The sequence below is a fragment of the Brachybacterium sacelli genome, from assembly GCF_017876545.1.
Lineage (GTDB): Bacteria > Actinomycetota > Actinomycetes > Actinomycetales > Dermabacteraceae > Brachybacterium > Brachybacterium sacelli.
On the sequence record NZ_JAGIOD010000001.1, the window covers coordinates 781399 to 804687 of the forward strand.

Here is a 23289-nt window from a genome sequence, read left to right on the forward strand (position 1 = left end):
GGCTCCCGGGTCACCTGCGGGATCAGCCGACGAGCAGGCAGAACGGATGGCCCTCCGGGTCGCCCATGACGTACAGCGGTTCGTCGGGGTCCTCCGAACGGTCCATCAGCAGGCGCGCGCCGAGCTGCTCGGCCCGCTCCCGCTGGACCTCGAGCTCCTGGGCGTCGGGGACGCGGAAGTCCATGTGCATCTGCATCGGGATCTCCTCGCTGGGCCAGGTCGAGGGCCGCAGGTCGGGCTTCGCCTGGACGGCGAGGACGCGGCGCTCAGCGGTGTCCAGCAGCACGATCCAGTCGGTGTCGTCCGGCTCGGGCGGCGGCGGTGGCTCATCGCCCGGGCGGCAGTGGAGCCCGAGCAGGGCGGAGTAGAACTCGGCGAGCGACCGGGCGTCGCGGGCGTCGATCGCGGTGCAGCTGAGCACGGGGAACGTCATAGGGGCCTCCTCGCTCCGGCGCCAGCGTACTCTCGGCCCGCGCAGCCAGGAAGGTCCCGACGGGAATCCACCCGCAGGGGGACCCGGCCCATCCCGCGGTCGGATCCGGGCGGCCACGACCGCTTCCTACGATGCAGACATCCGCCCTGAACACCGGGCTGGACCGCACTCGAGACGAAGGAATCTTCCGTGGCGACCTACGGCACCATCACCCACCACGAGACCGGCAAGGGCACGGCCAGCCTCCTCCTCGGCATCTGTTCACTTCTGGCCGGATGGGTGCTGATCGCCCCCGTCGCCGGCCTGATCTTCGGCCTCATGTCCCTGGGCAGCGAGCCGGCGGCGCGCGGCCGGGCAGGATGGGGCGTCGTCCTGAACATCCTGGCGATGGTCGGGTGGATCATCGCGGTCGTCCTTCTCGCCGTGACCGGCGTCGGCCTGGGCATCTTCCACGGCGACCTGGGCACCCTGTTCGGCGGCTGAGCCGCCGCGGCCGCTGCCGGACGGCCGATGTCGCTCAGCCGACGGTCCCTTCGAGGATCGTCAGCTGATCGGCGTCCCGGAACCCGAAGGCACGGTTCAGGGTGAGCATCGCGGTGTTGTCCGGCGCCGTGTACGTCTGGACCCAGCGGGCCTCGCGCGCCTCGTCGACCCCGCGGAGGTTCTCGAGGTTGGCGAGCTTCAGGGCACGGCCCACGCCGTGGCCGCGGTGGCCAGGGTCCACGAGGGTGTCGTCCTGGGTGATGATCTCCGGGTCGTGCCGGTTGACGAACATCTCGGTGTACCCGACGGCCGCCCCGTCGAGGCGGGCCAGGCTGCGCACCAGGATCCAGCCCTGATCGGCCATCCGCTGCTCGCTGCGGCGCACGCCGGCCACATCGCTGCGAGCGGCGGGACGGGTGAGGTCACCGAGCGGGACGTCCTCCTCCATCTGGGTGGTCAGCCGCGCCCACTCCTCGATCACACCCTCCGGGCAGGCACCGGTCCATGACCGCACCTGGATCTTTGGGGCCGACGGGGCCCCCGCGGGCCGGGCATGCTGGGCGCGCAACGCCTCCAGATCCACGGGCACATCGAGCAGGAGGCGGTGCTCGCGGTGGCCGGCACGCAGTCCGAGCGTGGTCGCGAAGGCCACGCCGGCCTCGCTGTACGTCTCGGCCTGCATGATCTCGGCCGCGCCCCGCAGACGGTCCCGGACCGCCTCGGCCAGCGCGGTGCCGACCCCTTGCCGGCGGTGCGCCGGCAGCACGGAGATCTCGACCTCGGCCGCCTCCCCGGGATCCATATCGGCCCCCGCGGCCCCGACGGGCAGGCCCTCGCGCGTGGCCAGCAGCAGCACCGAGGTGCGATCTGGCTTCGGGTCGCCGTAGCGGGCCGAGGTGGTCTCGTCGCTCGCCCACCAGGCGGCCTCGCGCCCGGCATTGAACCCCTCCCCGAGCAGGGAGTTCCAGGCCAGCAGCTCGTCGCCGCGGGTGGGGTCCACGTCAGTGATGCGCACGGTGCTCATGAGGTTATCGGACCACGGAAGGACGTCGGGCTCCACCGATTTCCAGGGCCCTCCGGTCGCGTGCCGACACGGCAGTTCGGACCGTCTCCGCAGCCGACGGCGGTCACGGACGGTACAGCAATTGCTGTATTGTCCGAGCATGCACGAGACCGTGACCCTCAGCCACACCGCGTCCCTCGCCCGACTGGGGCACGCCCTGTCCGACGAGACCAGGGCTCGCGTCCTCCTGGCGCTCCGTGAGGCCCCGGCCTTTCCGTCGGACCTCGCCGACGCGCTCGGCGTCTCGCGCCAGAAGCTGTCGAACCACCTGTCGTGCCTGCGCGGATGTGGGCTGGTCGAGGGGGTGAAGGAGGGACGCAACACCTGGTACCGCCTGAGCGACCCGCATCTCGCCGGCGCCCTGAGCGATCTGGTGCAGCTCGTGCTGGTGGTCGACCCCGACTGCTGCTCGGGCGAGGAGTGCACGTGCGCATGAGCCCGGTCGAGACCCCGCTGACCCCTGCTCGCCGGGGTGTGCTGCAGCGCCGTATCCGCTGGATCGTCGCCGCGACGATCACCTACAACGTGCTCGAGGCCGTGATCGCCCTGGCCGCGGGCCGCGAGGCATCCTCCGCCGCCCTGATCGGCTTCGGGCTCGACTCGATCGTCGAGGTCCTCTCCGCCGCGGCAGTGGCCTGGCAGTTCGCCGGCCCGGACCCCCACCGCCGCGAGAAGGCCGCGCTGAAGGTCATCGCGGTCTCGTTCTTCGCCCTCGCCGCCTTCGTGACGGTCGATGCGCTGCGGTCGCTGTTCGGCGCTGCCGAGGCCGACCACTCCCCGGTGGGCATCGCGCTGGCCGCGGTGAGCGTGGTGATCATGCCCGCGTTCTCCTGGTTCGAGCGTCGCACCGGGCGGGAGCTCGGGTCGGCCAGCGCCATCGCCGATTCGAAGCAGACCCTGATCTGCTCGTACCTGTCCGCAGCCGTGCTGCTCGGGCTGGTGGCCAATAGTCTGCTGGGATGGGCCTGGGCGGACTCGGTCGCGGCCCTCGTCATCGCCGCCTTCGCGCTCCGCGAGGGCAGCGAGGCGTGGCGCGGGGACGCCTGCAAACAGCCGGTCTCTGCGCTCGTCGGCGAGCACGACGGACCCGACGACTGCTGCTGAGGAGGCCAGAGGACGAGAACTGGCCGCCGGGCGGTTAGGCTCGTCGGCCCTCGCGCTTACGATCACTCCTGAGCGCCCGGCACGGTGCCGGCGCGGACGTCGAGGAGGACGCCATGCCTGCAGCCCTTCACCCCTATCTCAACTTCGACGGGAACGCCCGCGAGGCCTTCGAGTTCTACGGCCAGGCCCTCGGGGCGACGCCCCAGTTCGCCACCTTCGGCGAGTTCGGGGCCGTCCCGGAAGGCGACCCCCACTCCGACAAGATCATGCACGGCAGCCTCGAGGTCACCGACCTCATCCGCCTGTACGTCTCCGATGTCGTCGAGGGCATGACGCCCGAAGGATTCGTGCAGGGCAACAACGTGACCCTGGCCCTCATGGGTGATGACGAGGCCGTGCAGCGCAGCGCCTTCGAGAAGCTCTCCGAGGGCGGGACCATCACGATGCCGCTGGAGAAGCAGGTGTGGGGCGACGAGTACGGCGCCTTCACGGACCGCTTCGGGATCCACTGGCAGGTGAACATCAGCGGCGCCGGCAGCTGACGGGCCGGTCGGCCCGATCCCGTGGGATACGCCGGCCTCGGGTCAGCTCCCCCCGCCTGGAGCGCCGTCGTGCCTGGCGACAGCGATCCCCACCGCCTCCCGCGCGCCGTGAGGAACCAGTCTCGATTCCTCGAACCGGCCCAGCGGGACCCAGGCGGGCTGATAGGTGTTCGCCCCGCTGCTGCGCTCCGCCTCCGGCCCGCCCAGGCTCGGAGGGTCGAAGGCGGTGCGCACCGCGAAGTACAGGGCAGGGGCCTCGGGGCAGAGCGCGACCGGCAACAGAGCCTCGATCGTCCCGTCCAGGCCGGTTTCCTCGGCGAGTTCCCGCAGGCACGCCTCCTGCGGGTTCTCGCCGGGCTCGATCCCGCCACCGGGCAGGACACAGTAGGTCCGGCCGTCCTTCCGTCGATGCATCACGAGGAGATGACCCTCCTGGATCGCGACGGCGACAGCCCGGATGCGCATGACCTCACGCTAGCGCGCCGATTCTGGTTCCTCGAACGAGAAGAAGCGGAGGAGGCCGCGAAGATCTCGGCCCTCTGTGCCGCCGCGCACGGAGGGTGAGGAGGCCTCCTCGGGACGCCACCGAGACGGCCCGGAGCAGGCACCGCCGCTCGACGGCGCACCTGTTCGCCGACCCACGCCGATCCGGCCAGCGATAGGTTCCTTCCATGCACTCCACGCCCCTCGCCCCCGATCTCGTGCGAGGGCTCGCCGAGCTCGAACCGACAGCCCGCGGGCTGCGCACCCACCGCCTGCCCGCCTGGGCCCGTGCGCAGTTCCCGGATCCGCAGGTGCTGTCCATGGAGCAGCAGCCCTCCGGTGGCCGCCTCTCCCTGCGCACGGGTGCGTCGCAACTGGAGCTCGAGCTGCACGCGACGCGGGTGGCCTTTCGCGGCGCGGAGCGACCCCGTGGCCGAGTCGATGTGGTGATCGACGGCGAGCTCGTGCTCAGCGATCCGCTCACGGGCGGAGACGCGCTCGAGGTCGACCTGGCTACGGGCGAGTCCGTCCTGGAGTCGGGGCCGACGCATCGCACCGTCCTGCAGGATGTGGGCGCGGAGGAGAAGGAGATCGAGCTCTGGCTCCCGCACAACGAGGGGATCGAGCTGGTCGCGCTTCGTACGGACGAGCCGGTACTGCCGCTCGACCCGGGCGGCCAGCAGGCATGGGTCCACTACGGCAGTTCCATCAGCCAGGGCTCCAATGCCGCCTCCCCCACTCGGATCTGGCCCGTCGTCGCCGCCCGGGCGGCCGGGAGGCAGCTGCGGAACCTGGGGCTGGGTGGCGGCGCGCTGCTGGACCCGTTCGTGGCCCGCACGATCCGCGACGCCCCGGCCGACGTCATCTCGCTGGAACTCGGGATCAACATCGTGAATCTCGACGGCTTCCGCCGACGCACGCTCGTCCCCGCCGTCCACGGGTTCCTCGACACGATCCGCGAGGGTCACCCTCACACCCCGATCCACCTGATCTCCCCGCTCTTCTGCGGCATCCATGAACGCACCCCGGGGCCCGGGATGGTCGACCCCGCCTCGATCGGCACCGATCAGGTGCGGTTCGCCGCCTCGGGCACCGAGGGCGACACGGAGCTGGGTCGGCTCACGCTCGAGGTGTTCCGAGAAGCGCTCGAGGACGTCATGGACCGACGGGAGGATGCGAACCTGCACCACGTCGATGGCCTCGCACTGTACGGCGAGGCCGATGCGGCCGAGCATCCGCTGCCGGACGGCCTGCACCCGGACACGGAGACCCATCGGCTGATCGGCGAGCGCTTCGCGGCACAGGTGTTCGGTGCGGAGGAATGAGGGGGCGGGGCGCCCACCCCGCGCCATCCCGCACCCCGCGAGCTGCTGCATCACCCGAGGAGACTCCATGACCGCCCGTGACCTGTCCGCCGAGGAGACGGCCCGATTGGACCTCCGCAGGCCCACGCTCGAGGACGTGCCCGCCCTGTTCGAGATCCTGTCCGATCCCCGGGTGTGGACGCATCTGCCCTCCGGGCGGCACACCGACCCCGAGTGGACGGCCCGCTCTGTGGAGAACTGGATCGCCGCCTGGCGGACGGACGGCATCGGGACGTGGGTGGTGCGCGAACGCGGTGCGGAACCGATCATCGGTTACGGCGGGGTCTCCGATCTCGGCGGCATCGCCTGGAATCTCGGTTACCGCTTCGCCGCGACAGCGCAGGGCCACGGATTCGCGACGGAGCTCAGCCGTCACGCTCTGGACCGGGCGCGGGAGGTGGCGCCCGAGCGGGCCGTCATCGCCTACCTGCTCGAGCACAACACCGCCTCCGCCGCGGTGGCCCGCAAGCTCGGGCTCCACCTCGTCGATCGAGGACCCGACGCCGGGAACCCCGATCCCGAGGCGATCCGGCTGGTCTTCGCGGACCGGGACCTGGACGACGCCGAGCTGCGGGCTGCTCGCCGCTGAGCGCGGCCCGCCTCAGCCCCCATGCGTCGCGCGCGGATCGAGCTCCCGCCAGCCCCGCGGCAGTGGCGTGGGTTCGACACCGGACCGCGGCAGCCACTTCTCCCAGACCGCGTCGAAGGGCCAGCTTCCCCGCGTGAACTCGGCGTGCAGCAGGCGACCCTGCTCCCGGATGCGCTCGGCCTCGACCGCGGGAGCCGCGCCGATCTGCACGATGAATTCCAGCTCGTCGTCGTCCTTGTACTCGACGCGCCAGGAGTCCGTGCCGGGAGCACCGATGCCGACCACGTCGAGGTCCCAGTCCTGGGTGTCGAAGCCGATCGGGGAACGCTGCCAGGGGCATTCGAGGTTCCCGTACCAGTCGCCGACCCAGGACTCTCCGTCGTGCCAGCGCCAGATCGACCAGCTCTCCCCGCTGCGGTGGACGCGGATCACCGTCGGACCGCGCCAGGAGGTCACCTCGTGGGAGCCGTCCCAGTCCAGCGGCGCGACCTGGCGCCCTCCAGGTCCCTCGGCACGGCCCGCTCGTCGGGCCATTCCAGATCCCGCCGCGGTGGCGACCACGGAGAGATCCTCGGAGTCGGCCACGACGATCCCGGCGACGGCGAAGCTCGGGGTGGGGGATGCCGACGGCCGGTTCCTGATGCTGCGCAGCACCACGCCCGCCCCGGGAGCGAAGGGCGGGACCGGTGGATCGGGGGCGGGAACGGGGACTCGCGCGGAGAAGGTCACGCCCGGACCCTACCCACGCCACGGTCACCTCGAGTCTCCCCGGGCACACCCGTCTGATTTCATAGGCCCATGGTGGACATCGCGCTGACCGATTCCGGCGACCCCGGCCCGGCCTCCTTCCTGCAGGATCCTCGGGCCGGCCAGTCACACGAGAACGGCTCGGCCTGCGCATGACTTCCCCGGACCCGCTGGATGCCGAACTCTCTGAGCTCCGCGACCTGCTCGCCGCGGAAGCCGAGCGCACGAGCGCACGGATCTCCGCTCTGGACAGGGACTACGAGGCCATCGTGCAGGGGATGGAGCTGAGCTCCACCGATGACGAACACGATCCCGAGGGGTCCACGACCGCCGTCGATCGCTCGCGGACGAGTGCGCTCCTGGACTCCGCCCGCCGCCAGCTGACCGAGGTGGACAGCGCCCAGGAGCGACTCTCCACCGGCACCTACGGTCGCTGCGAGGGCTGCGACGAGGCGATCCCCCGCGCGCGGCTCCTGGCCCGGCCGACCGCCCGCACCTGCGTCGCCTGCGCGGACCGGGCCCCTCGATGATTCACGCCCGCGGCGTCACCGAACCTCTGCCCGGTGATCCAGGTGCTCACGGCGTCAGCGAGGTCGACGTTCGCCCGTGACCCACGGGGTCGGCATGGGTACGGTGAGTCGGTGACGACGACCCGATCGCACCCCGACCTCCGGCGCTACGCGAGCCCTGACGACATCGAACCGACCTTCACGGTGTACCAGGAGGCCATCCGCGGGACCGCGGCCAGGGTCTACGGGCCCGACCAGGTGGAGGCGTGGGCAGGCCCGCGTTCCACCGACCTGAAGGACTGGGATGCCCGCCGGAGAAGAGCCCTCACTCTCGTGGCCGAGGTCGACGACACCGTCGTGGGCTTCACCGATCTGCTGCCGGATGGCCTCGTCGACATGCTGTTCGTCCACCCTCGCGCCGGAGGGCGCGGCATCGCGCGGGCACTGCTGACCGCCATCATGCGCGAAGCGCGCGAGCGTCATATCCCCGAGCTGCACACCTTCGCGAGCCGGAGCGCCCAACCCGCCTTCGAGCGTCTCGGCTTCACTCTCGTCGCGCATCGACCGAAGAACACCGTCCGCGGTGTCGTCGTCCCCAATGGAGAGATGCGTCGCCGCCTCTGAGACGAGCCGCCCGCGCTCCGCCTCAGCGCCGGATCACGAACTCCAGCGGCAGCTGCGCCGTCAGCGCCTCGATCTCCTGGTTCCGCAGGACCTCGCCGTCGACGGTCGGCAGGTCCAGGTAACCGCGACTGATGCGGTGCGTCAGGTGGGTCCCTCCCGCCGGGGCCTCGCTGTCGCGCAGGACCTCCCAGCCCGCGGGGTCCTCCCGCAGCCGCCGGGCGCCGTCCCTCGTGGCGGGGCAGGCGACGAGGGCTGTCCACAGCTCGGCATCGGTCATCTCGACCAGCTGCTCGCGCGACAGCGCCTGCTCCGGGGCGGCCAACGCGGTGGAGACCAGGTCGCGCAGCACCGCGACGGGCAGGACGTCGGCCGGAGAGCGCTGGGCACGCGCCTCGGCGGCGACCAGGCGCGCGAGCTCGACGGCGGTCTCGAGATCGGTGTCGACCGTGCCGCCGTCCAGCCGCAGACGCGGAAGGATCCGCGAGGGCATGGTGCGCGTGCGCCCGTGGGCCTGGCCGCTGCGCAGGAAGGAGTCGAGGTGATCGAGTTTCATCGTGCCCGCTCGGGCGGTCAGCGGTGAGGGGACCTCTCCCTCGTCGATCGCGATGATCTGCTCGGGGGTGATGCCGTGGGGTTCCAGGAGTGGGCGCAGGGTGAGGATCCGCTGGTGGGAGAGGTCGTGGTGGTCAAGACCCTCGAGGCCCTCGAGGGTGTGGCTGTAGGGCAGGTGGCCCACGTCGTGCAGCAGGGCGGCGGCCCGGGCGGCGTCGTCCCCGGGCGCGAAGTGCGCCACCAGGGCGAGCAGACCGAGGGAGTGCTCGAGCCGCGTGTAGGTCTGCGTCGTCGTCAGCGCCGCGGCACCGGCGTGGGCGATATGGGCGAGGCGGCGCACCCGCGAGGTGCCCAGCAGCTGTTGTTCCAGCGGGCTGAGCCGCACCTCGAGGCGCCACAACGGGTCGAACCATCGGCCGCCCAGGCCCAGGGTGTCGGCGGCATCGGCCGCATTCGTCGTCTCCTCCACGACGAACCACGCTAATGCGTCCTGGCGCCGCCCGGGTCGGGACGCGCGGAGCGTGCCGACAGGGCAGGGCCGGAGGCCGAGTGACGAGCGCGGTCAGCTGCTCGGGCCGGCGGCGAGCCAGTCCTCCAGCGTCAGGTCGTCGACGATCCCGTCAGCGGGGACGAGGCCGCCGCCGGCGATCCCCTGGCCCAGGTATGGCAGCTGCACCAGGGCCCGGGGGCGGCGTCCGCCGATGCTGCCGCGGGCAGCGAGGATCGTCCGGGCGATCTCGCGGATGGTGGCGGTCTGCGGACCCCGCAGTGTCAGGGTGCGGTCCTGCAGATCCTCCACGGAGGCGTCGATCTCGTCAGCGATATGACGGGCCGCGCGGTCGGCCGACAGCGCGGCCACGGTCATGGTGGGCAGCACCGACACCGGGCCGATCGAGGCGCGTCGGAGCACATCGTCCATCAGCTCGTACCACTGGGTGGAGCGGACGATCGTCACCGCCTCGCGGCTGGTCGAGTACACCTGCTCCTGCGCGGCCTTACCCCGGTAGTAGCCCAACAGGCGGTTCACGGCGGGATCTGCGGCGCCCGCGATCGAGACGCACACCAGTCGCCGCACGCCCTCGCTGCGGGCCGAGCGGACGACGTGCTGCGCGGTGCCCCGGAAGAAGTCCTCGGCGGTCGCGGCGCGCAGTGCCATGTGGTTCAGGCAGTCGACGGCGACGTCGGCCCCGCGCAGTGCCTCACGGAGCCCGACGCCGGTGCGTGCATCGACGCCGCTGCGACGGCTCACCCGGCGCACGTCGTGGGCGCGTTCCTCGAGCTGGTCGGCCAGGCGAGAGCCGATCGTTCCCCGTGCTCCGAGCACCGTGATGATCATGCCTGCCATGCTCCTCCCCCTGCCCCCGGGCGGCAATGGCAACAGCCGCTCATCGCGGCGATGTCCCCGCCCGGAGGCCTACGATCGATCCATGGTGCCGACCCCCATCCCCGTCCCGCCCGCCGAGAACTCCCCCGCGCTCGAGGGGTCGACGGCGCGCGGACATATCCCGCCCCGCCTCGCCTACATCGATGCGACCGCGGGCATCGCCGGGGACATGCTGCTCGGCGCGCTGGTCGACGCCGGCGCGGACCTCGAGGAGATCCAGCGGGTGCTCGATGCGCTGGTCCCGGCCTCGGTACGTCTGGTGCGCCGCGACGTGGACCGTGCCGGCCAGCGCGCCCTCAAGGTCGAGGTGGAGGTGCTGGTCGAGGATCCGCCGCATCGCACCTGGTCCTCGATCCGGGCGATGCTCGAACGGGCCAGGGCGCTCGACGCGGTGCCGGCGCGCACGATCGACCTGGCACTGGCGGTGTTCGCCCGGCTGGCCGAGGCCGAGGGCGCGACCCACGGGCTCCCTGCCGACGAGGTCCATTTCCACGAGGTGGGGGCGCTGGACTCGCTGGCCGACGTGATCGGGGCCTGCGAGGCCTGGCGCCAGCTCGGCATCACCCAGGGGGTGGGCAGCGTGATCGCGGTGGGCAGCGGCCGCATCCGGGCCGCGCACGGAGACATCCCGGTGCCGGTCCCGGCCGTGGTGCGCCTCGCGCAGGGCTGGCCGACGGTCGCCGGCGAGCTCCTGCCCGCGCGCGAGCACATGCACCAGCAGGGCCACGTGCACGGACACGGCCCTGCGCACGAGCACGGGGCAACAGACGGCCACGCCCCTCACCACCACCACGACTCTCACCACCACGACCCCGCGCACGGCGACGGCGACCGTCCGCCGCACTCGCACGAGGGGCCCGGCACTGCGAGCGCTCCCGAGCACGCCCGCACCCCCGACCATTCCTCTGCCGATCTCGCCGTCCCCGACTCCGACGTCGCCGTGCCCGCGCACGTGGCCGGTGGTCCGCACGAGCACGGCGGCCGACGGGTCCCGCCGGGCGTCGCCCCCGGGATCGGGGAGCTCGCCACCCCCACCGGCGTCGCCCTGATGCGCGGCCTGGCCGTCTCGGCGGGGCCGCAGCCGATGCTGAGGACCGAGGCAGTCGGCGTCGGTGCCGGCACCAAGGACACCCCCGGCCGTCCCAACGTGGTGCGACTCGTCCTCGGCCGGCCCGGCTACGGCGGCCCGGCCGAGGACCGGATCGACCACCCTGTCGGGACGGCGTCGGCGGATCCCTCCGCGGTGGCGGCCTCCGAGCTCCCGACCACGCCGAGCGACCCGCTGGCCGATGCCCATGACACCCCGACGTCGGCCCTGCAGCTCGAGGCGAACGTCGACGATCTCGACCCGCGGCTGTGGCCCGGCGTGCTCGAGGAGCTCTTCGCCCACGGCGCGTTGGATGCCTGGCTGACGCCGATCACGATGAAGCACGGACGCCCGGCTGTCACCGTTCATGCCCTGGTCAGGGAGGATCTCGGGGGCAGTACGGCGGCACTGCTGATGGATCGCACCGGCACCCTCGGGGTGCGGATGCACCGGGTCGAGCGCCTGATCCGGACCCGTGAGTTCACCGAGGTCGAGGTGCGCGGGCAGCGGATCGCGGTGAAGGTGGCCCGCGACCGGGACGGCACCGTGGTGCGGCGCGAACCGGAGTTCCGCGACGTCGCGGCGGCGGCCCGGGTGCTGGGGATCAGCGAGCGCGCGATGCTCGACCTGGCGAAGGATTCCGTGAGCGGCCTGACGAATCCGGGGAACTGACGGATACTGGGCAGGGACCGCCGACGCTCACCTGGAGGTTTCCATGGCTGCCCTGTCCGATGCGATGACCAAGGCCATCGATCTGGCCCGCGACGCCGACAACGGTCGACACGCGGAGCTGCTGATCAACGACGGGCCGCTGCGGCAGACCGTCATCGCGCTCCAGCAGGGGGTGCGGCTGAACGAGCACAACTCCCCGCCCGCCGCCTCGGTGCAGGTGATCCGCGGCGTCGTGAAGATCACCGGCGAGGAGGAGGCCGTCCTCGAGACCGGCCACGTCGAGGCCCTGACCCATCACCGGCACGCCGTCGAGGCGCTCGAGGACTCCGTGTTCCTGCTGACCACGGTCACCTCCGTGCCCGGCGCCGAGAGCCACGGAGGGCACGTCGTCACCACCGGGGAGATGCCGTCCGTGCGTGCCGAGGAGCTGGACGAGGCCGAGCAGGCCACTGCGTGGCGCGAGGCCGACCAGCAGACCGGCGGCGGTCGCATCGACGACTGACCCGTCGACAGGCGACGCCGACGGCGCGCGCGGGGCGAGGCGAACCCGGCGGACACGCGGACGGCGGAGCACCGTGGCACGGTCCCCGCCGTCCGCGCGCGTCCGGCCCCGTCCGCCGGGGCCGAGGCTCAGGCGGCTGCGTCCTCGCCCTGTCCGGCCAGGCGCAGCCAGGTGTCCACCACCGTGTCGGGATTCAGCGACATGGACGTGATGCCCTGGTCCATGAGCCATTGGGCGAAGTCGGGGTGGTCGGAGGGGCCCTGCCCGCAGATCCCGACGTACTTGCCGGTGGTGCGGCAGGCCTCGATGGCGCGGGAGAGCATGAACAGCACGGCGTCGTCGCGCTCGTCGAACGAGTCCGCGACCAGGCCGGAGTCCCGGTCCAGACCGAGTGTCAGCTGGGTCATGTCGTTCGAGCCGATGGAGTAGCCGTCGAAATGCTCGAGGAACTGCTCGGGGATCGCGGCGTTCGAGGGGATCTCGCACATCATGATCACCTCGAGGTCGTTCTGGCCGCGCACCAGCCCGTGGGTGGCCAGCAGGTCGATGACGCCCTTGCCCTCGGCAGGGGTGCGGACGAACGGGATCATGAGCTTCACATTGCTCAGCCCCATCTCCTCGCGCACGTACCGCAGCGCCTCGCACTCCATCGCGAAGCAGTCCGCGAAGTTCTCCGAGAGGTAGCGACTCGCCCCGCGGTACCCGATCATCGGGTTCTCCTCGTGCGGCTCGAACAGCGTCCCGCCCAGCAGGTTCGCGTACTCGTTGGACTTGAAGTCGCTCATCCGCACGATCACGGGCTCCGGCGCGAACGCCGCGGCGATCGTCGCCACCCCCTCGGCGACGCGCTGGACGAAGTACTCGCGCGGCGAGGGGTAGGCGGCGACCTGCGCGGCCACCTCGGCGGCGAGCTCGGGCTCCTCGGCCTGCAGGCGGTCCAGCTCGAGCAGGGCGCGGGGGTGGACACCGATCTGGCGGTTGACGATGAACTCCAGCCGCGCGAGGCCGACGCCGGCGTGCGGCAACCGGGAGAAGGCGAAGGCCTGCGCCGGGGTGCCGACGTTCATCATGATCTTCACGTCCAGCGGCGGCATCGAGTCCACCTCGCTGGTGGCGACGGAGTAGTCGAGCGTCCCGTCGTAGACGAAGCCGGTGTCGCCCTCGGCGGCGGAGACGGTGACCTCCTCGCCGTCCGTCAGCTCACGGGTGGCGCTGCCGGTGCCGACCACGGCAGGGATCCCCAGCTCCCGGGCGATGATCGCGGCGTGGCAGGTGCGGCCGCCGCGATCGGTGACGATGGCGCTCGCGCGCTTCATGATCGGCTCCCAGTCGGGGTCGGTCATGTCTGCCACCAGCACCTCACCGGGCTGGAAGTCGTGCATGCGATCGATCGACGTCAGCACCCGCACGGGGCCCGCGCCGATCTTCGCGCCGATCGCACGGCCCTCGACGCGGACGCTGCCGCGGGAGGTCAGGTGGTACTTCTCCACGGTGCTGCCGGCCCGGGACTGCACGGTCTCGGGGCGAGCCTGGAGGATGTACAGGCCGCCGTCGGCGCCGTCGAGCCCCCATTCGACGTCCATCGGCCGCCCGTAGTGCTCCTCGATGATCAACGCCTGACGGGCGAGCGCGGTGACCTGCTCGTCGGTCAGCGACAACCGGGCCCGCTCGGCGGGGTCGACGGGGACGAACTCGGTGGTGCGGCCGACGGTGGGGTCCTCGGTGTAGACCATCTTGGTGGCCTTCTCGCCGACGGCGCGCTTGAGGATCGCGGGGCGGTCCTCGCGCAGCCCGGGCTTGTAGACGTAGAACTCGTCGGGGTTGACCGCCCCCTGCACCACACCCTCACCCAGGCCGAAGGCGGAGGTGATGAACACTGCCTGGTCGTAGCCGGATTCGGTGTCGACGGTGAACAGCACGCCGCTGGAACCGAGATCGGAGCGGACCATCTTCTGCACCCCGGCGCTCAGGGCCACGGCGGCGTGCTCGAAGGAGTGGTGGACGCGGTAGGCGATCGCGCGGTCGTTGTACAGGGAGGCGAAGACCTCACGGATCGCGGTGAGCACCGCGTCGATGCCGCGCACGTTCAGGAAGGTCTCCTGCTGGCCGGCGAAGGAGGCGTCGGGCAGGTCCTCGGCGGTGGCCGAGGAGCGCACGGCGAAGGATGCCTCGGCGCCGCTGCCGGCGGCGAGGTGCTCGTAGGCGTCGCGGATGTCGGCCTCGAGCTGCGGCGGGAACGGCTGGGCGATGACCATCTCGCGGATCTCCCGGCCCGCCGCGGCCAGCGCCACCGTGTCCTCGGTGTCGAGGCCGGTCAGCTGCTGATCGATCCGCTCGGCGAGGCCGGTGCCGCTGAGGAACTCGCGATAGGCGTCGGCCGTGGTGGCGAACCCGTCGGGGACCCGGACCCCGAGCCGGGCGAGGTTCGAGACCATCTCCCCGAGCGAGGCGTTCTTGCCGCCGACCTGCTCGAGGTCGGCCATCCCGAGGTCGGAGTACCAGCGGATCGTGGGGGTCATGTCGTGCTCCTTCCGGCGGCTGCGCTGCCGTGGTGCGGGGGTGGAGGGGCTGCTCAGCGGCGGGGTCGACGGGCGGTGAGGGATTGGAGGATGCGGGTGGACATCTCCTCGACGGAGGTCGCCGAGGAGTCGACGGAGGGGATGGCGTAGCGACGATAGAGACGTCGAGCCCCCTCCAGCTCCCAACGGGTCTGCTCGAGGGAGGCGTAGCGGGAGTTCCCGCGACGTTCGCCGCGCACCTCCGAGAGCCGCTGCGCAGAGGTCTCCAGGCCGAAGCAGCGGTCGGCGAGGTCGGCGATCGCTCCGGGCAGGCGATCGTCCTCGAAGTCCTCGTCGACCAGCGGATAGTTCGCGACGAACAGGCCGTGCAGCAGCGCGAGGTACATGCTGGTCGGCGTCTTGCCGCAGCGGGAGGGGGCGATGAGGATGACGTCGGCCTTCTCGAGGGCCCGCACGGACTGGCCGTCGTCGTGCTCGACGGTGAACTCGACGGCCTGCATGCGGCGGTTGTACCGGCTCATGTCGCCCACCCCGTGCAGTCGGGCCGGGGCGTGGTCGCCGCTGACGCCGAGCTGCGCCTCGAGCTGGGCGAGCGGCCCGGAGACGAAGTCCACCACGGTCGCGCGGGTACGCAGCAGCACCTCGCGGACCGCCTCGTCGACAGCGGTGAGGAACACGATCGGGGGCGTCGCGCCGTCGACCGCGACGTCAAGGCGCTCGCGCACCTCCTCGGCCTCCGCGACGGTGCGCAGGAACGGGATCCGGTGGCGTTCGAAGGGGATCGAGGGGAACTGCAGCAGCAGGGCGTTGCCCATCGACTCGGCGCTGATGCCGGTGGAATCGGAGAGGAAGTAGACGGGCACGGGCAGCGGAGCGTTCATCGTTCTCCTCCCCTCGCGGGCGGCGTCGCCTGGATTGCCACACCGTATCGGCGGATCCCGCGAGGACCAGGGCATCCGGCGTGTCCGTGTCCCAGTTCACCCCTCAGGGGCCGTGGTCTGCGCGAACCCTTGCGGATCGGCGCGCGATCAGTCACGACCGGGCGCCGGCCGATTCCGGCGGCGGGATCAGGCGAGCTCGAGGATCCCGACCAGGAAGTCCTCGGAGGCGGGGCGCAGGTCCCAGGTGGAGAAGCGCTGGGTGAGGCGCAGCCCGCCCGCGGCCGCATCGGCCTCGAAAGCCGGCAGGTCGTAGCCGCGGTCGAGGCCGAAGCCGGCCACCAGGCGCCCCTCGGGACGGAGGTGCTGGGCGAGGTGGGCCAGGGCCGGACGGCGCTCGGTGCCGGCGAGGAAGGTGAACACGTTGCCGGCGCTGAGGGCCAGGTCGAACTGCACGCGACGGCCCTCCTCATCCCGCAGGTCGAGCTCGGCGAGGTTCGCGACCTCCCAGCGAGCCTCGGGATGGTCCTGTCGGGCGACGTCGATCAGGTGCGGATCCAGGTCGACGCCGATCACGTGATGGCCGGCGCGGGCGAGGTGACCCCCGAGGCGGCCGCTGCCGCATCCGGCGTCGAGGATCCGGGCTCCGCGCGGGGCCATCGCGTCGAGCAGCCGGGCCTCGCCGTAGATGTCCTGGCCGGAGGCCTCGATCCGGCGCCAGCGCTCGGCGTAGCCGTGGGCGTGCTCGGGGTTGCGGCGCACGGCCGCGGTCCAGAGGTTCTCGGCCGGGCCGCCGGTCGCGGCGTCCTGCGAGGAGGCGCCGAGGGGATCTGAGGACGACTGCGGCCGCGCGCCGCCGAGAGGGATGCTCATCTCCCCATCGTGCCGCATGGCCCGGGGCGGAGCGCGGCCGGAGGACGGGTCGCCCCGGCCCGGCCGCGCCCCGTCAGGCGGCCACGCGGGAGTCGTCGCGGATCTGGCCCACGAGCTCCTCGAGCATGTCCTCCAGGGTGACGATGCCGACCACCGCGCCGTGCTCGTCGGTGGCGGCGCCCAGGTGCGCTCCGCTGCCCTGCATCGTGGTCAGGGCCTGACGCAGGGGTTCGTCCGCACCGATCTCGGGCAGGACGCGGATGCGCGCCGCCGGGATCGGGTCGTCGCGGTGCTCCTGCACGGAGTCCAGCAGGTCCTTGATGTGGACGTAGCCGGTCAGCTGCCCCGCGGCGGTCCGCACCGGGAATCGGGAGAAGCCCTCGACGGCGGCGGTCTCCGCCTCGGCGGCGGTGACACCCTCGGGCAGGCTCGAGATCCGCTCCAGCGGGATCACCAGGTTGGCCACGCTGCGGGCCTCGAAGCGCAGCGCACCGAGCAGCAGCGCCTCGTCGTTGTCCTCCAGCAGCCCGCCCTCACGGGACTCGCTGACCATCGCCGCCACCTCGTTGCGGGTGAACACACTGGTCACCTCGTCCTTCGGGGTGACCCCGATGATCCGCAGCACCAGGTTCCCGCTGGCGTTGAGCAGCCACAGCAGCGGGCGCAGCACCGTGACGATGCCCATCAGCAGCGGGGCGAGGATCAGCGCCATCCGCTCGGGACCGGCCAGGGCGATGTTCTTGGGCACCATCTCACCGAAGACGACGTGCAGGTAGGTGACCAGGGCCAGGGCGATCACGAAGGAGATCGGATGGACCAGCGCCCCGGGCACGCCGAGCATCTCGAAGGGTGCCTCGAGCAGGTGGGCGATGGCGGGTTCGCTGATGGCGCCGAGTGCCAGCGAGCACACGGTGATGCCCATCTGGGCGCCAGCCATCATCAGTGAGACGTGCTCCATGGCATTGATCGTGACCTTCGCGGCCCACCGGCCCTCGAGGGCCTTGGGCTCGATCACGGAGCGTCGGGCGGAGATCAGCGAGAACTCCGCGCCGACGAAGAAGGCGTTCAGCAGCAGCAGGAGAAGGGTCAGGCCGAGGCCGAGTCCGGTGCTCATCGGCTCACCCCGCTCGTATCGCGTCCGGCGGGCGTCCGATCCGCGACCGCCCCCTCGCCGTGGCGAGCGCGCTCGGCGGCCCCGGCACGGTCACCGGAGCCGTTCTCCGCGTCGCCGTCCTCGTGCTCGTCGGCCGCGGGCTCGACCTTCACGTGGACGGTCTCGATGCGCATGCCGTCGACCTCGGTGACCTGGAGGCGCAGCTGCGCCGGCTCCTCACCGGGGGCGGGATCGGTGTCCACGACGATCTCGTCCCCGACCTCCGCGAGGCGTCCCAGCTCGAGGGTGACCAGGCCGGCGAGGGTGTCGTAGTCCTCGTGCTCGGGCACGGTCACGCCGAGGCGCTCGGTGGCCTCGTCGGGACGCATCCGCGCGTCGAGGTCCCAGGAGCCGTCGGGCTCGGGGGTGTCGTCCATCTCCTCGTCGTGCTCGTCGCGCACCTCGCCGACGATCTCCTCGACCAGGTCCTCGAGCGTGATCAGCCCGGCGTGGTCGCCGAACTCGTCGACCACCACGGCCATCTGCAGCCCGCCGCCGCGCAGGGTGTCCATGAGGTCGTCCAGCGGCACGGTGTCCGGCACGAAGGTGGCGGTGCCCATCACGGCGTCGACCCGGGTGGTGGGTCGCTCGTCGAAGGGGACGGCCAGGCCGTGTCGGATGTGTGCGACACCGGCGATCTCGTTCTCGTCGGTCAGCACCGGGAAGCGGGAGTGACCCGTGGTGCGGGCCAGCTCCAGCAGGTCCTCGACGGTGTCGTCCACGTCGAGGGAGTCCATGCGACCGCGCGGGACCATCGCATCGTGGGCGCGACGGTCGCCGAAGGCGAGGGTGCGCTGGACCAGCGAGGCGGTCTCCTCCGCGAGCGCTCCTTCGTCGGCCGAGCGCTTGACCAGCGCGGAGAGCTCATCGGCGCTGCGGGCGGAGCTGAGCTCCTCCTGCGGCTCGACCCCGAGGGCGCGCACCACGGCATTCGCGTTGCCGTTGAACAGGCGGATCGGCAGGCCGAAGATCTTCGTGAAGATCCGCTGGAAGCCGACGACCATCTTCGCGGTGCGCAGAGGCTGCGCGATCGCCATGTTCTTGGGGACCAGCTCGCCGAAGATCATGGTCGCCCCGGTCGCGAGCAGCAGGGCGATGGTGACGGACACCGACCGGGCGGCGACCGTCCCGAGTCCCATGTCCACCAGGACCGGTCCGACCAGGGCGGCGATCGCCGGCTCCGCGAGGAAGCCGATGCCCAGGTTGGTGACGGTGATGCCGAGCTGTGCTCCGGAGAGCTGGGTGGAGAGGGTCTTCATCCCCTCCAGCACGCCGCCGGCGCGCTTGTCGCCACGGTCGACCGCCGCCTCGACGTCATTGCGGTTGGCGGTGATGAGGGAGAACTCGGCGGCGACGAATCCGCCGCAGGCGGCGACCAGCAGCAGGCCGACGCCCAGGGATATGAGGGGACCGATCAGGTCCATGGACGGGTCCCCCCGCGGGAAGTGAGTGTGTTCAGGCCCGAAGGCCTTCGACTGTCACTGGGGGCGTCGCTGGCGGCGCTCATGGTCTCCTGGTGCTCCTCATGATCCGCTCCGTCTCTCGGAGAGGAATGAGGGAATGCTACAACTCGAACCCTGGGTGCGGGAGGGGTTGTGGATGCGAGGTCCGACGCACCTGCCCCGCGGCCGCGCCGCCGTATCCTCCGGACCTGTCCGGCAGGCGGTTGCGTCTGCGCGGGACGCGTGCGCAGGGGCCGCCCGCGACGTCGACGGGCACGGTCAGCCGGTGGTCCGCTCAGCGGCGCGGCGCTGGAGGAAGCTCGCCACGGCCCGCAGCTCGACCTCGTCGACCGCGTGGGCGAGGTCGGGCCGGCGCTCCTCCTCGAGCCGGGTGTGCGCACTCATGAACTCGCGCACCGCGTCCTCGTCCTCGGCGGCGAACAGAGGGTCCAGGCCGCCATGGCCCCACAGCGCGGGCGGGCGGGCTGCGGCGAGCGCGGCGTCCCCGGGCATGGGCGCGGGGAAGGGGCGACCGGAGAGCTGGACCACCCAGTCCAGCGCCCCGGGGTTCCGGCGCAGCAGCTGCAGGGCGAGGGTCCCGCCCTGGGAAAAGCCGAGGGCGCCGGTGACGCGGATCCCGCGGTCGGCCTGGTCGGCGACCCAGGCCTCGACGGCGGCGGCCGAGGTCTCCAGCGCCTCGGTCCGTGACGGGTCCACCGGCATCTCGAACCAGGCGTAGCCCTGGACGTAGCGGAAGATGCCCCGCAGGGAGGCGTAGGTGAAAGCCGTCGGGAGGAACGGGACGAGGCCGGCGAGGTCACCCTCGTGGCTGCCCAGTCCGTGCAGCAGCATCACCACCGGCTTGCGGGCGGCACCCTCCGCCTCGGCGCCGGGCGGGTCCGCGCGCACGACGGCGGTGTCGTCGATGCTCGGCGCGATCAGCTCGACCGGCGGGTACTGGGGCGCGTTCGTCATGGTCCGAGCGTACTGCGCACGCCGCGGAGGGCGGGCCACGGGCCATCGGAGGCGTCCGGGCAGGGAAGAACCCGCGGGTTGCGCTTCTGCGCTGGTCGGATGGACGATGTCCGACCCCCGCGGGTCCCGGCAGCTCGGTGGTATTCGCTGCACGTCCGTCGATCTGGGGGCCCGCTGTCAGCGGGTCAGGTCGAGGGTCGCCTCAGCGGCGAGCCACCTCACATGTCCGATAAGAAATCACTTCTCGGATCACCTCCCTTCCTGTGTCCCTCCACGGTAGGACCGGCCCGGCAGAGGGTGCAACGGATTTATCCGAGGGCGAAGTCTGCGGCGAGATCGGTGAGCGCGCCGCGACCCCTGTCCCCGTCGGCCCCACCGTGCTTGGATGGTCCTCGGCCCGCTGGCGAAGCCGACATCGACGTCGTCCCCGACGAGGAGCGCACCCGTGCAGTCCGTCCTGACCGATTCCCTGGAGAAGGTGCTCGGGGACTCCGCCCCGCGGCCTGCCGAGCTGATCGGGGGCGCCCACGCCTCCGGTTTCCTGGGCGAGGTGCTGTCCGTGCAGGTGGCCCTGCTGCTCGAGGAACAGGAGGCTACGAGCGAGGCCCCCGGTTCGGTCCCGGACACCGTTCCCTCCGGCCGCCTCGCCCGTGCGCCGCACGACCTCACGGACGGCTCGGCCGAGGTGGGAGTCCACCTCACCGGAAGCCTCGCCGACCGGGCGCGCGTCCATGCGGTGCGCCGGGTACCGGTCTCCACTCCCGCCCCCGAGGACGCCGACGAGCACTACCTGGTCACCGAGCCGGGAGAGTACCCGGACCTCCTCGAGCCGCTCCCCGATCGCATCGCGCGCCTGCAGACCGGGATCTGGGAGGCGCTGTGGGTCGAGGTGGCCCCGCACGAGACGGCCGAGGCCGGCGCGCACGAGCTCACCATCGCCCTCACCACCGCCGACGGGGAGCTGCTGGCCGAGCACACGGCGCATCTGCGCATCCATCCCCATCAGCTGCCACCGCTGGCACTGACCAACACCCACTGGTTCCATGCCGATTGCCTCGCCAGTCACTACGACGTCGACGTGTTCTCGCAGCGGCACTGGGAGCTCCTGGAGGCCTTCCTCGCCTCGGCTCGGGAGATGGGCGTGAACTCGGTGCTCACCCCCACCTGGACCCCGCCGCTGGACACCGCGGAGGGCCATACCCGCCCGACCGTGCAGCTGGTGGGGATCCATGATCACGACGGCGAGTACGGCTTCGACTTCCACCGGCTGGACCGCTGGCTGGGGATCTGCCGCGACCTGGGGTTCACGGGGATCGAGGTCGCGCACCTGTTCACCCAGTGGGGCGCCCGCTTCACGCCCGCGATCCAGGTGGAGACCCCCACCGGGACGGAGGACCGCTTCGGCTGGCACGTCCCGGCGACCTCCCCCGGCTACCGCCGACTGCTCGAGGCCCTGATCCCGGCGCTGCGCGAGCATCTCGCGGACCACTGGGAGGGCCAGGTGCTGTGGCACATCAGCGATGAGCCGAGCCAGGACCATCTCGAGGAGTACCGCGCCGCGAAGGGCCAGGTCGCCGACCTGCTCGAGGGGGTGCGCGTGGTCGACGCGCTGAGCTCCTACGACTTCGCCGCCCAGGGTGTGGTCGAGACCCCGATCGTGGCGACCGACCACGTCGGCCCCTTCCTCGAGGCCGGTCGGACGCCGTGGGTGTACTACTGCGTCTCCCAGAACCGCGACGTGGCCAACCGGTACATCGCCCTGCCCTCGGTGCGCAATCGGGTGCTGGGCCGTCAGCTGTTCGCCTTCGACGCCCCCGGGTTCCTGCACTGGGGCTACAACTTCTGGTTCTCGCAGTTCTCGCTGCAGCGGATCGACCCGTTCCAGGACACCTGCGCGGGCGGGCCCTTCTTCGGCGGCGACCCCTTCGCGGTCTACCCGGGGCCCGACGGCACGGCCTGGCCGTCCCTCCGTCACCGCGTGTTCGCCCAGGCCATGGCCGACCATCGCGCACTGACCTGGCTCGCGGAGCTCACCGACCGCCCGAGCGCGAAGGCCCTGATCGACGAGGGCGGCACGCTGACCTATTCCTCGTTCTCCTACGACGTGGGCGCGCACCTGCGCTCCCGGCACGCGGCCGACGAGAGGATCCTGGCCGCGCTCGAAGCGCACTGAGGTCGGCCCGGCCGGCGGCGGGGCGGATCCGCCGCTCGGGCCCCGCCGCTCAGGCCTCGGGGTCGGCGAGGTCCCGCTCGGTGCCGAGCGCGTCGCCCTCGGTCCCGGCGAGGTGATCGAGCTCCTCGTCGTCGGCGTCGATCTCCATCCGGTCCTGGTCACGGTTGCCCTGCTCGGCGGCGGAAGCGTCGTCGGCGCCGCGCTCGCGGTCGTCGTCGAAGCCGTAGCCGTCGGTGTTGCGGGAGTCAGCGCCCTCGGCGACCACCCGGTCGGTCTCCAGGGCGTCGTCGATGCTCACCTCGCCCGGCTCGTCGTCGGCCGGACGCGAGTACTCGTCCTCGCTGGTCTCGGCGAGCTGCTCGAGGTCCGGGTCCTGGGCCGGGGCGGGGCCCTGGGCCTCTCCTGGACCTGCCGCCTCGTCCTGCAGAGCGGCGGTCTCGGGGTCGAAGGGCTCGGTCATGGCGTTCCTCCTGGAGGGCTGGTCGGCGGGATCGGGTCGGTCCACGGCCGCGCGGCGCGGCGCTGCTCAGCTCAGGGCGTCGATGATCGCCGTGGTGAATGCCTCGAGGTCGTCCGGGGAGCGAGAGGTGATCAGGAGGAACCCGGCGGACTCGTCGAGGACGACCTCCTGGTCCTTCCACTGTGCACCCGCATTGCGGAGGTCGGTGCTGATGGTGGGGACCGAGGTCAGCTGCCGCCCCTCGACGAGCTCGGACTCGATGAGCACCCAGGGGGCGTGGCAGATCGCCGCCACCGGCTTGCCGGCGTCGGCGAATCCCTTCACCAGGGCCTGGACGGTCTCGTCGGTGCGCAGGGAGTCGGCGTTCAGGGTGCCGCCGGGGAGGACGAGGGCGTCGAAGTCGCTCGCCTGCACGGCGTCGTAGGTGGTGTCGACGGGGACTTCCGGGCCGAGGTCGTGGTCGAGCACGAGAGTGCGGACGGTCCCTGTCTCCGTGGCGGCGACGGTGACGCTCGCGCCCGCTTCGCGGAGGGTGGCGATGGGGCGCTGGATCTCGTCGGTCTCCGTGCCGAAGTTGCTGGTCACCAGGAGAATCGTGCGGCCTTCGAGAGTGCTGGTCATGGCTTTCTCCTTCCGTCGTGCGGGTCGACGGCGGGGCCCCGGCGTGCAGTGACGTCG

General features: G+C 71.9%; 25 protein-coding genes. 11 read left to right on the top strand and 14 right to left on the bottom strand.

The window, feature by feature from the left end; all coding sequences use genetic code 11:
- Positions 1-22: 22 nt before the first annotated feature.
- Complete coding sequence (locus JOF43_RS03435) at positions 23-433, bottom strand: VOC family protein (RefSeq protein WP_209899132.1); 411 nt, start codon at positions 431-433, stop codon at positions 23-25.
- Between the two features lie 189 nt (positions 434-622).
- On the opposite strand from JOF43_RS03435, the gene JOF43_RS03440 reads away from it, so the two are divergent.
- The gene (locus tag JOF43_RS03440; protein ID WP_209899135.1) at positions 623-916 is read left to right on the top strand and encodes a hypothetical protein; all 294 of its coding nucleotides are present in this window, start codon (positions 623-625) and stop codon (positions 914-916) included.
- Positions 917-950: 34 nt separating this feature from the next.
- On the opposite strand, the gene JOF43_RS03445 is transcribed toward JOF43_RS03440, so the two are convergent.
- Positions 951-1940: a GNAT family N-acetyltransferase gene (locus tag JOF43_RS03445; protein WP_209899137.1), complete on the bottom strand. Its 990-nt coding sequence runs from the start codon at positions 1938-1940 to the stop codon at positions 951-953.
- A 139-nt stretch (positions 1941-2079) separates the two neighbouring features.
- Between JOF43_RS03445 and JOF43_RS03450 the strand changes: the two genes are divergently transcribed.
- The 3 genes from JOF43_RS03450 to JOF43_RS03460 all read left to right on the top strand — a co-directional run bounded on the left by JOF43_RS03450 (position 2080) and on the right by JOF43_RS03460 (position 3625).
- Positions 2080-2415 (top strand): ArsR/SmtB family transcription factor, encoded by a 336-nt coding sequence (locus JOF43_RS03450; protein WP_209899141.1) that lies wholly within the window; start codon positions 2080-2082, stop codon positions 2413-2415.
- Positions 2412-3083: a cation diffusion facilitator family transporter gene (locus JOF43_RS03455; protein WP_209899144.1), complete on the top strand. Its 672-nt coding sequence runs from the start codon at positions 2412-2414 to the stop codon at positions 3081-3083. The genes JOF43_RS03450 and JOF43_RS03455 overlap by 4 nt, the downstream gene beginning before the upstream one ends.
- A gap of 113 nt (positions 3084-3196) precedes the next feature.
- Entirely contained in the window at positions 3197-3625 is a 429-nt protein-coding gene (locus JOF43_RS03460; RefSeq protein ID WP_209899147.1) for a VOC family protein, read from the top strand.
- A gap of 42 nt (positions 3626-3667) precedes the next feature.
- Here the strand turns inward: JOF43_RS03460 and JOF43_RS03465 are convergent, their stop codons facing one another.
- Complete coding sequence (locus tag JOF43_RS03465; protein WP_209899150.1) at positions 3668-4090, bottom strand: NUDIX domain-containing protein; 423 nt, start codon at positions 4088-4090, stop codon at positions 3668-3670.
- A gap of 206 nt (positions 4091-4296) precedes the next feature.
- Between JOF43_RS03465 and JOF43_RS03470 the strand changes: the two genes are divergently transcribed.
- Both JOF43_RS03470 and JOF43_RS03475 read left to right on the top strand, forming a co-directional pair.
- Positions 4297-5433: an SGNH/GDSL hydrolase family protein gene (locus JOF43_RS03470; protein WP_209899152.1), complete on the top strand. Its 1137-nt coding sequence runs from the start codon at positions 4297-4299 to the stop codon at positions 5431-5433.
- Between the two features lie 67 nt (positions 5434-5500).
- Entirely contained in the window at positions 5501-6061 is a 561-nt protein-coding gene (locus tag JOF43_RS03475) for a GNAT family N-acetyltransferase (protein ID WP_209899155.1), read from the top strand.
- Positions 6062-6073: 12 nt separating this feature from the next.
- Here JOF43_RS03475 and JOF43_RS03480 read toward each other — a convergent pair whose 3' ends face one another.
- Entirely contained in the window at positions 6074-6790 is a 717-nt protein-coding gene (locus tag JOF43_RS03480) for a ribonuclease FAU-1 family protein (protein ID WP_209899158.1), read from the bottom strand.
- Positions 6791-6960: 170 nt separating this feature from the next.
- On the opposite strand from JOF43_RS03480, the gene JOF43_RS03485 reads away from it, so the two are divergent.
- Positions 6961-7338 (top strand): TraR/DksA family transcriptional regulator, encoded by a 378-nt coding sequence (locus tag JOF43_RS03485; protein WP_209899160.1) that lies wholly within the window; start codon positions 6961-6963, stop codon positions 7336-7338.
- 111 nt (positions 7339-7449) lie between these two features.
- Complete coding sequence (locus JOF43_RS03490; RefSeq protein ID WP_209899163.1) at positions 7450-7941, top strand: GNAT family N-acetyltransferase; 492 nt, start codon at positions 7450-7452, stop codon at positions 7939-7941.
- 22 nt (positions 7942-7963) lie between these two features.
- On the opposite strand, the gene JOF43_RS03495 is transcribed toward JOF43_RS03490, so the two are convergent.
- The gene (locus tag JOF43_RS03495; RefSeq protein WP_209899165.1) at positions 7964-8962 is read right to left on the bottom strand and encodes an HD domain-containing protein; all 999 of its coding nucleotides are present in this window, start codon (positions 8960-8962) and stop codon (positions 7964-7966) included.
- Between the two features lie 93 nt (positions 8963-9055).
- Positions 9056-9838: an SDR family oxidoreductase gene (locus JOF43_RS03500; protein ID WP_209899167.1), complete on the bottom strand. Its 783-nt coding sequence runs from the start codon at positions 9836-9838 to the stop codon at positions 9056-9058.
- Between the two features lie 82 nt (positions 9839-9920).
- On the opposite strand from JOF43_RS03500, the gene larC reads away from it, so the two are divergent.
- Positions 9921-11636: a nickel pincer cofactor biosynthesis protein LarC gene (larC, locus tag JOF43_RS03505; protein ID WP_209899169.1), complete on the top strand. Its 1716-nt coding sequence runs from the start codon at positions 9921-9923 to the stop codon at positions 11634-11636.
- 43 nt (positions 11637-11679) lie between these two features.
- Positions 11680-12138, top strand: a complete 459-nt coding sequence (locus JOF43_RS03510; protein ID WP_209899172.1) for a cupin domain-containing protein — start codon at positions 11680-11682, stop codon at positions 12136-12138.
- Positions 12139-12266: 128 nt separating this feature from the next.
- Here JOF43_RS03510 and ppsA read toward each other — a convergent pair whose 3' ends face one another.
- From ppsA to JOF43_RS03540, 6 genes are all read right to left on the bottom strand, one after another.
- On the bottom strand, positions 12267-14657 hold the full coding sequence (ppsA, locus tag JOF43_RS03515; RefSeq protein WP_209899175.1) for a phosphoenolpyruvate synthase: 2391 nt from the start codon (positions 14655-14657) through the stop codon (positions 12267-12269).
- 53 nt (positions 14658-14710) lie between these two features.
- The gene (locus JOF43_RS03520; RefSeq protein ID WP_209899179.1) at positions 14711-15538 is read right to left on the bottom strand and encodes a pyruvate, water dikinase regulatory protein; all 828 of its coding nucleotides are present in this window, start codon (positions 15536-15538) and stop codon (positions 14711-14713) included.
- A gap of 186 nt (positions 15539-15724) precedes the next feature.
- Positions 15725-16408, bottom strand: coding sequence for a class I SAM-dependent methyltransferase (locus JOF43_RS03525; RefSeq protein WP_209899182.1), 684 nt, complete (start codon positions 16406-16408; stop codon positions 15725-15727).
- A 73-nt stretch (positions 16409-16481) separates the two neighbouring features.
- On the bottom strand, positions 16482-17522 hold the full coding sequence (locus tag JOF43_RS03530; protein ID WP_209899185.1) for a hemolysin family protein: 1041 nt from the start codon (positions 17520-17522) through the stop codon (positions 16482-16484).
- Complete coding sequence (locus JOF43_RS03535) at positions 17519-18985, bottom strand: hemolysin family protein (RefSeq protein ID WP_245354003.1); 1467 nt, start codon at positions 18983-18985, stop codon at positions 17519-17521. Before JOF43_RS03535 ends, JOF43_RS03530 begins: the two co-directional genes overlap by 4 nt.
- 297 nt (positions 18986-19282) lie before the next feature.
- Entirely contained in the window at positions 19283-19978 is a 696-nt protein-coding gene (locus JOF43_RS03540; RefSeq protein ID WP_209899188.1) for an alpha/beta hydrolase, read from the bottom strand.
- Between the two features lie 445 nt (positions 19979-20423).
- Between JOF43_RS03540 and JOF43_RS03545 the strand changes: the two genes are divergently transcribed.
- On the top strand, positions 20424-22151 hold the full coding sequence (locus JOF43_RS03545; RefSeq protein ID WP_342592076.1) for a glycoside hydrolase domain-containing protein: 1728 nt from the start codon (positions 20424-20426) through the stop codon (positions 22149-22151).
- Positions 22152-22200: 49 nt separating this feature from the next.
- On the opposite strand, the gene JOF43_RS03550 is transcribed toward JOF43_RS03545, so the two are convergent.
- Together JOF43_RS03550 and JOF43_RS03555 are read right to left on the bottom strand one after the other, a co-directional pair.
- Positions 22201-22611: a hypothetical protein gene (locus tag JOF43_RS03550; protein ID WP_209899194.1), complete on the bottom strand. Its 411-nt coding sequence runs from the start codon at positions 22609-22611 to the stop codon at positions 22201-22203.
- Positions 22612-22677: 66 nt separating this feature from the next.
- On the bottom strand, positions 22678-23232 hold the full coding sequence (locus JOF43_RS03555; RefSeq protein ID WP_209899197.1) for a type 1 glutamine amidotransferase domain-containing protein: 555 nt from the start codon (positions 23230-23232) through the stop codon (positions 22678-22680).
- Positions 23233-23289: the final 57 nt, after the last annotated feature.

Excerpts from the sequence above, each read along its gene's own strand:
- JOF43_RS03435 (WP_209899132.1), bottom strand. The coding sequence starts at position 433 with ATGACGTTCCCCGTGCTCAGCTGCACCGCGATCGACGCCCGCGACGCC.
- JOF43_RS03445 (WP_209899137.1), bottom strand. The coding sequence starts at position 1,940 with ATGAGCACCGTGCGCATCACTGACGTGGACCCCACCCGCGGCGACGAG.
- JOF43_RS03450 (WP_209899141.1), top strand. The coding sequence starts at position 2,080 with ATGCACGAGACCGTGACCCTCAGCCACACCGCGTCCCTCGCCCGACTG.
- JOF43_RS03455 (WP_209899144.1), top strand. The coding sequence starts at position 2,412 with ATGAGCCCGGTCGAGACCCCGCTGACCCCTGCTCGCCGGGGTGTGCTG.
- JOF43_RS03460 (WP_209899147.1), top strand. The coding sequence starts at position 3,197 with ATGCCTGCAGCCCTTCACCCCTATCTCAACTTCGACGGGAACGCCCGC.
- JOF43_RS03465 (WP_209899150.1), bottom strand. The coding sequence starts at position 4,090 with ATGCGCATCCGGGCTGTCGCCGTCGCGATCCAGGAGGGTCATCTCCTC.
- JOF43_RS03470 (WP_209899152.1), top strand. The coding sequence starts at position 4,297 with ATGCACTCCACGCCCCTCGCCCCCGATCTCGTGCGAGGGCTCGCCGAG.
- JOF43_RS03475 (WP_209899155.1), top strand. The coding sequence starts at position 5,501 with ATGACCGCCCGTGACCTGTCCGCCGAGGAGACGGCCCGATTGGACCTC.
- JOF43_RS03485 (WP_209899160.1), top strand. The coding sequence starts at position 6,961 with ATGACTTCCCCGGACCCGCTGGATGCCGAACTCTCTGAGCTCCGCGAC.
- JOF43_RS03500 (WP_209899167.1), bottom strand. The coding sequence starts at position 9,838 with ATGGCAGGCATGATCATCACGGTGCTCGGAGCACGGGGAACGATCGGC.
- larC (WP_209899169.1), top strand. The coding sequence starts at position 9,921 with ATGGTGCCGACCCCCATCCCCGTCCCGCCCGCCGAGAACTCCCCCGCG.
- JOF43_RS03510 (WP_209899172.1), top strand. The coding sequence starts at position 11,680 with ATGGCTGCCCTGTCCGATGCGATGACCAAGGCCATCGATCTGGCCCGC.
- ppsA (WP_209899175.1), bottom strand. The coding sequence starts at position 14,657 with ATGACCCCCACGATCCGCTGGTACTCCGACCTCGGGATGGCCGACCTC.
- JOF43_RS03520 (WP_209899179.1), bottom strand. The coding sequence starts at position 15,538 with ATGAACGCTCCGCTGCCCGTGCCCGTCTACTTCCTCTCCGATTCCACC.
- JOF43_RS03525 (WP_209899182.1), bottom strand. The coding sequence starts at position 16,408 with ATGAGCATCCCTCTCGGCGGCGCGCGGCCGCAGTCGTCCTCAGATCCC.
- JOF43_RS03530 (WP_209899185.1), bottom strand. The coding sequence starts at position 17,522 with ATGAGCACCGGACTCGGCCTCGGCCTGACCCTTCTCCTGCTGCTGCTG.
- JOF43_RS03535 (WP_245354003.1), bottom strand. The coding sequence starts at position 18,985 with ATGGACCTGATCGGTCCCCTCATATCCCTGGGCGTCGGCCTGCTGCTG.
- JOF43_RS03540 (WP_209899188.1), bottom strand. The coding sequence starts at position 19,978 with ATGACGAACGCGCCCCAGTACCCGCCGGTCGAGCTGATCGCGCCGAGC.
- JOF43_RS03550 (WP_209899194.1), bottom strand. The coding sequence starts at position 22,611 with ATGACCGAGCCCTTCGACCCCGAGACCGCCGCTCTGCAGGACGAGGCG.
- JOF43_RS03555 (WP_209899197.1), bottom strand. The coding sequence starts at position 23,232 with ATGACCAGCACTCTCGAAGGCCGCACGATTCTCCTGGTGACCAGCAAC.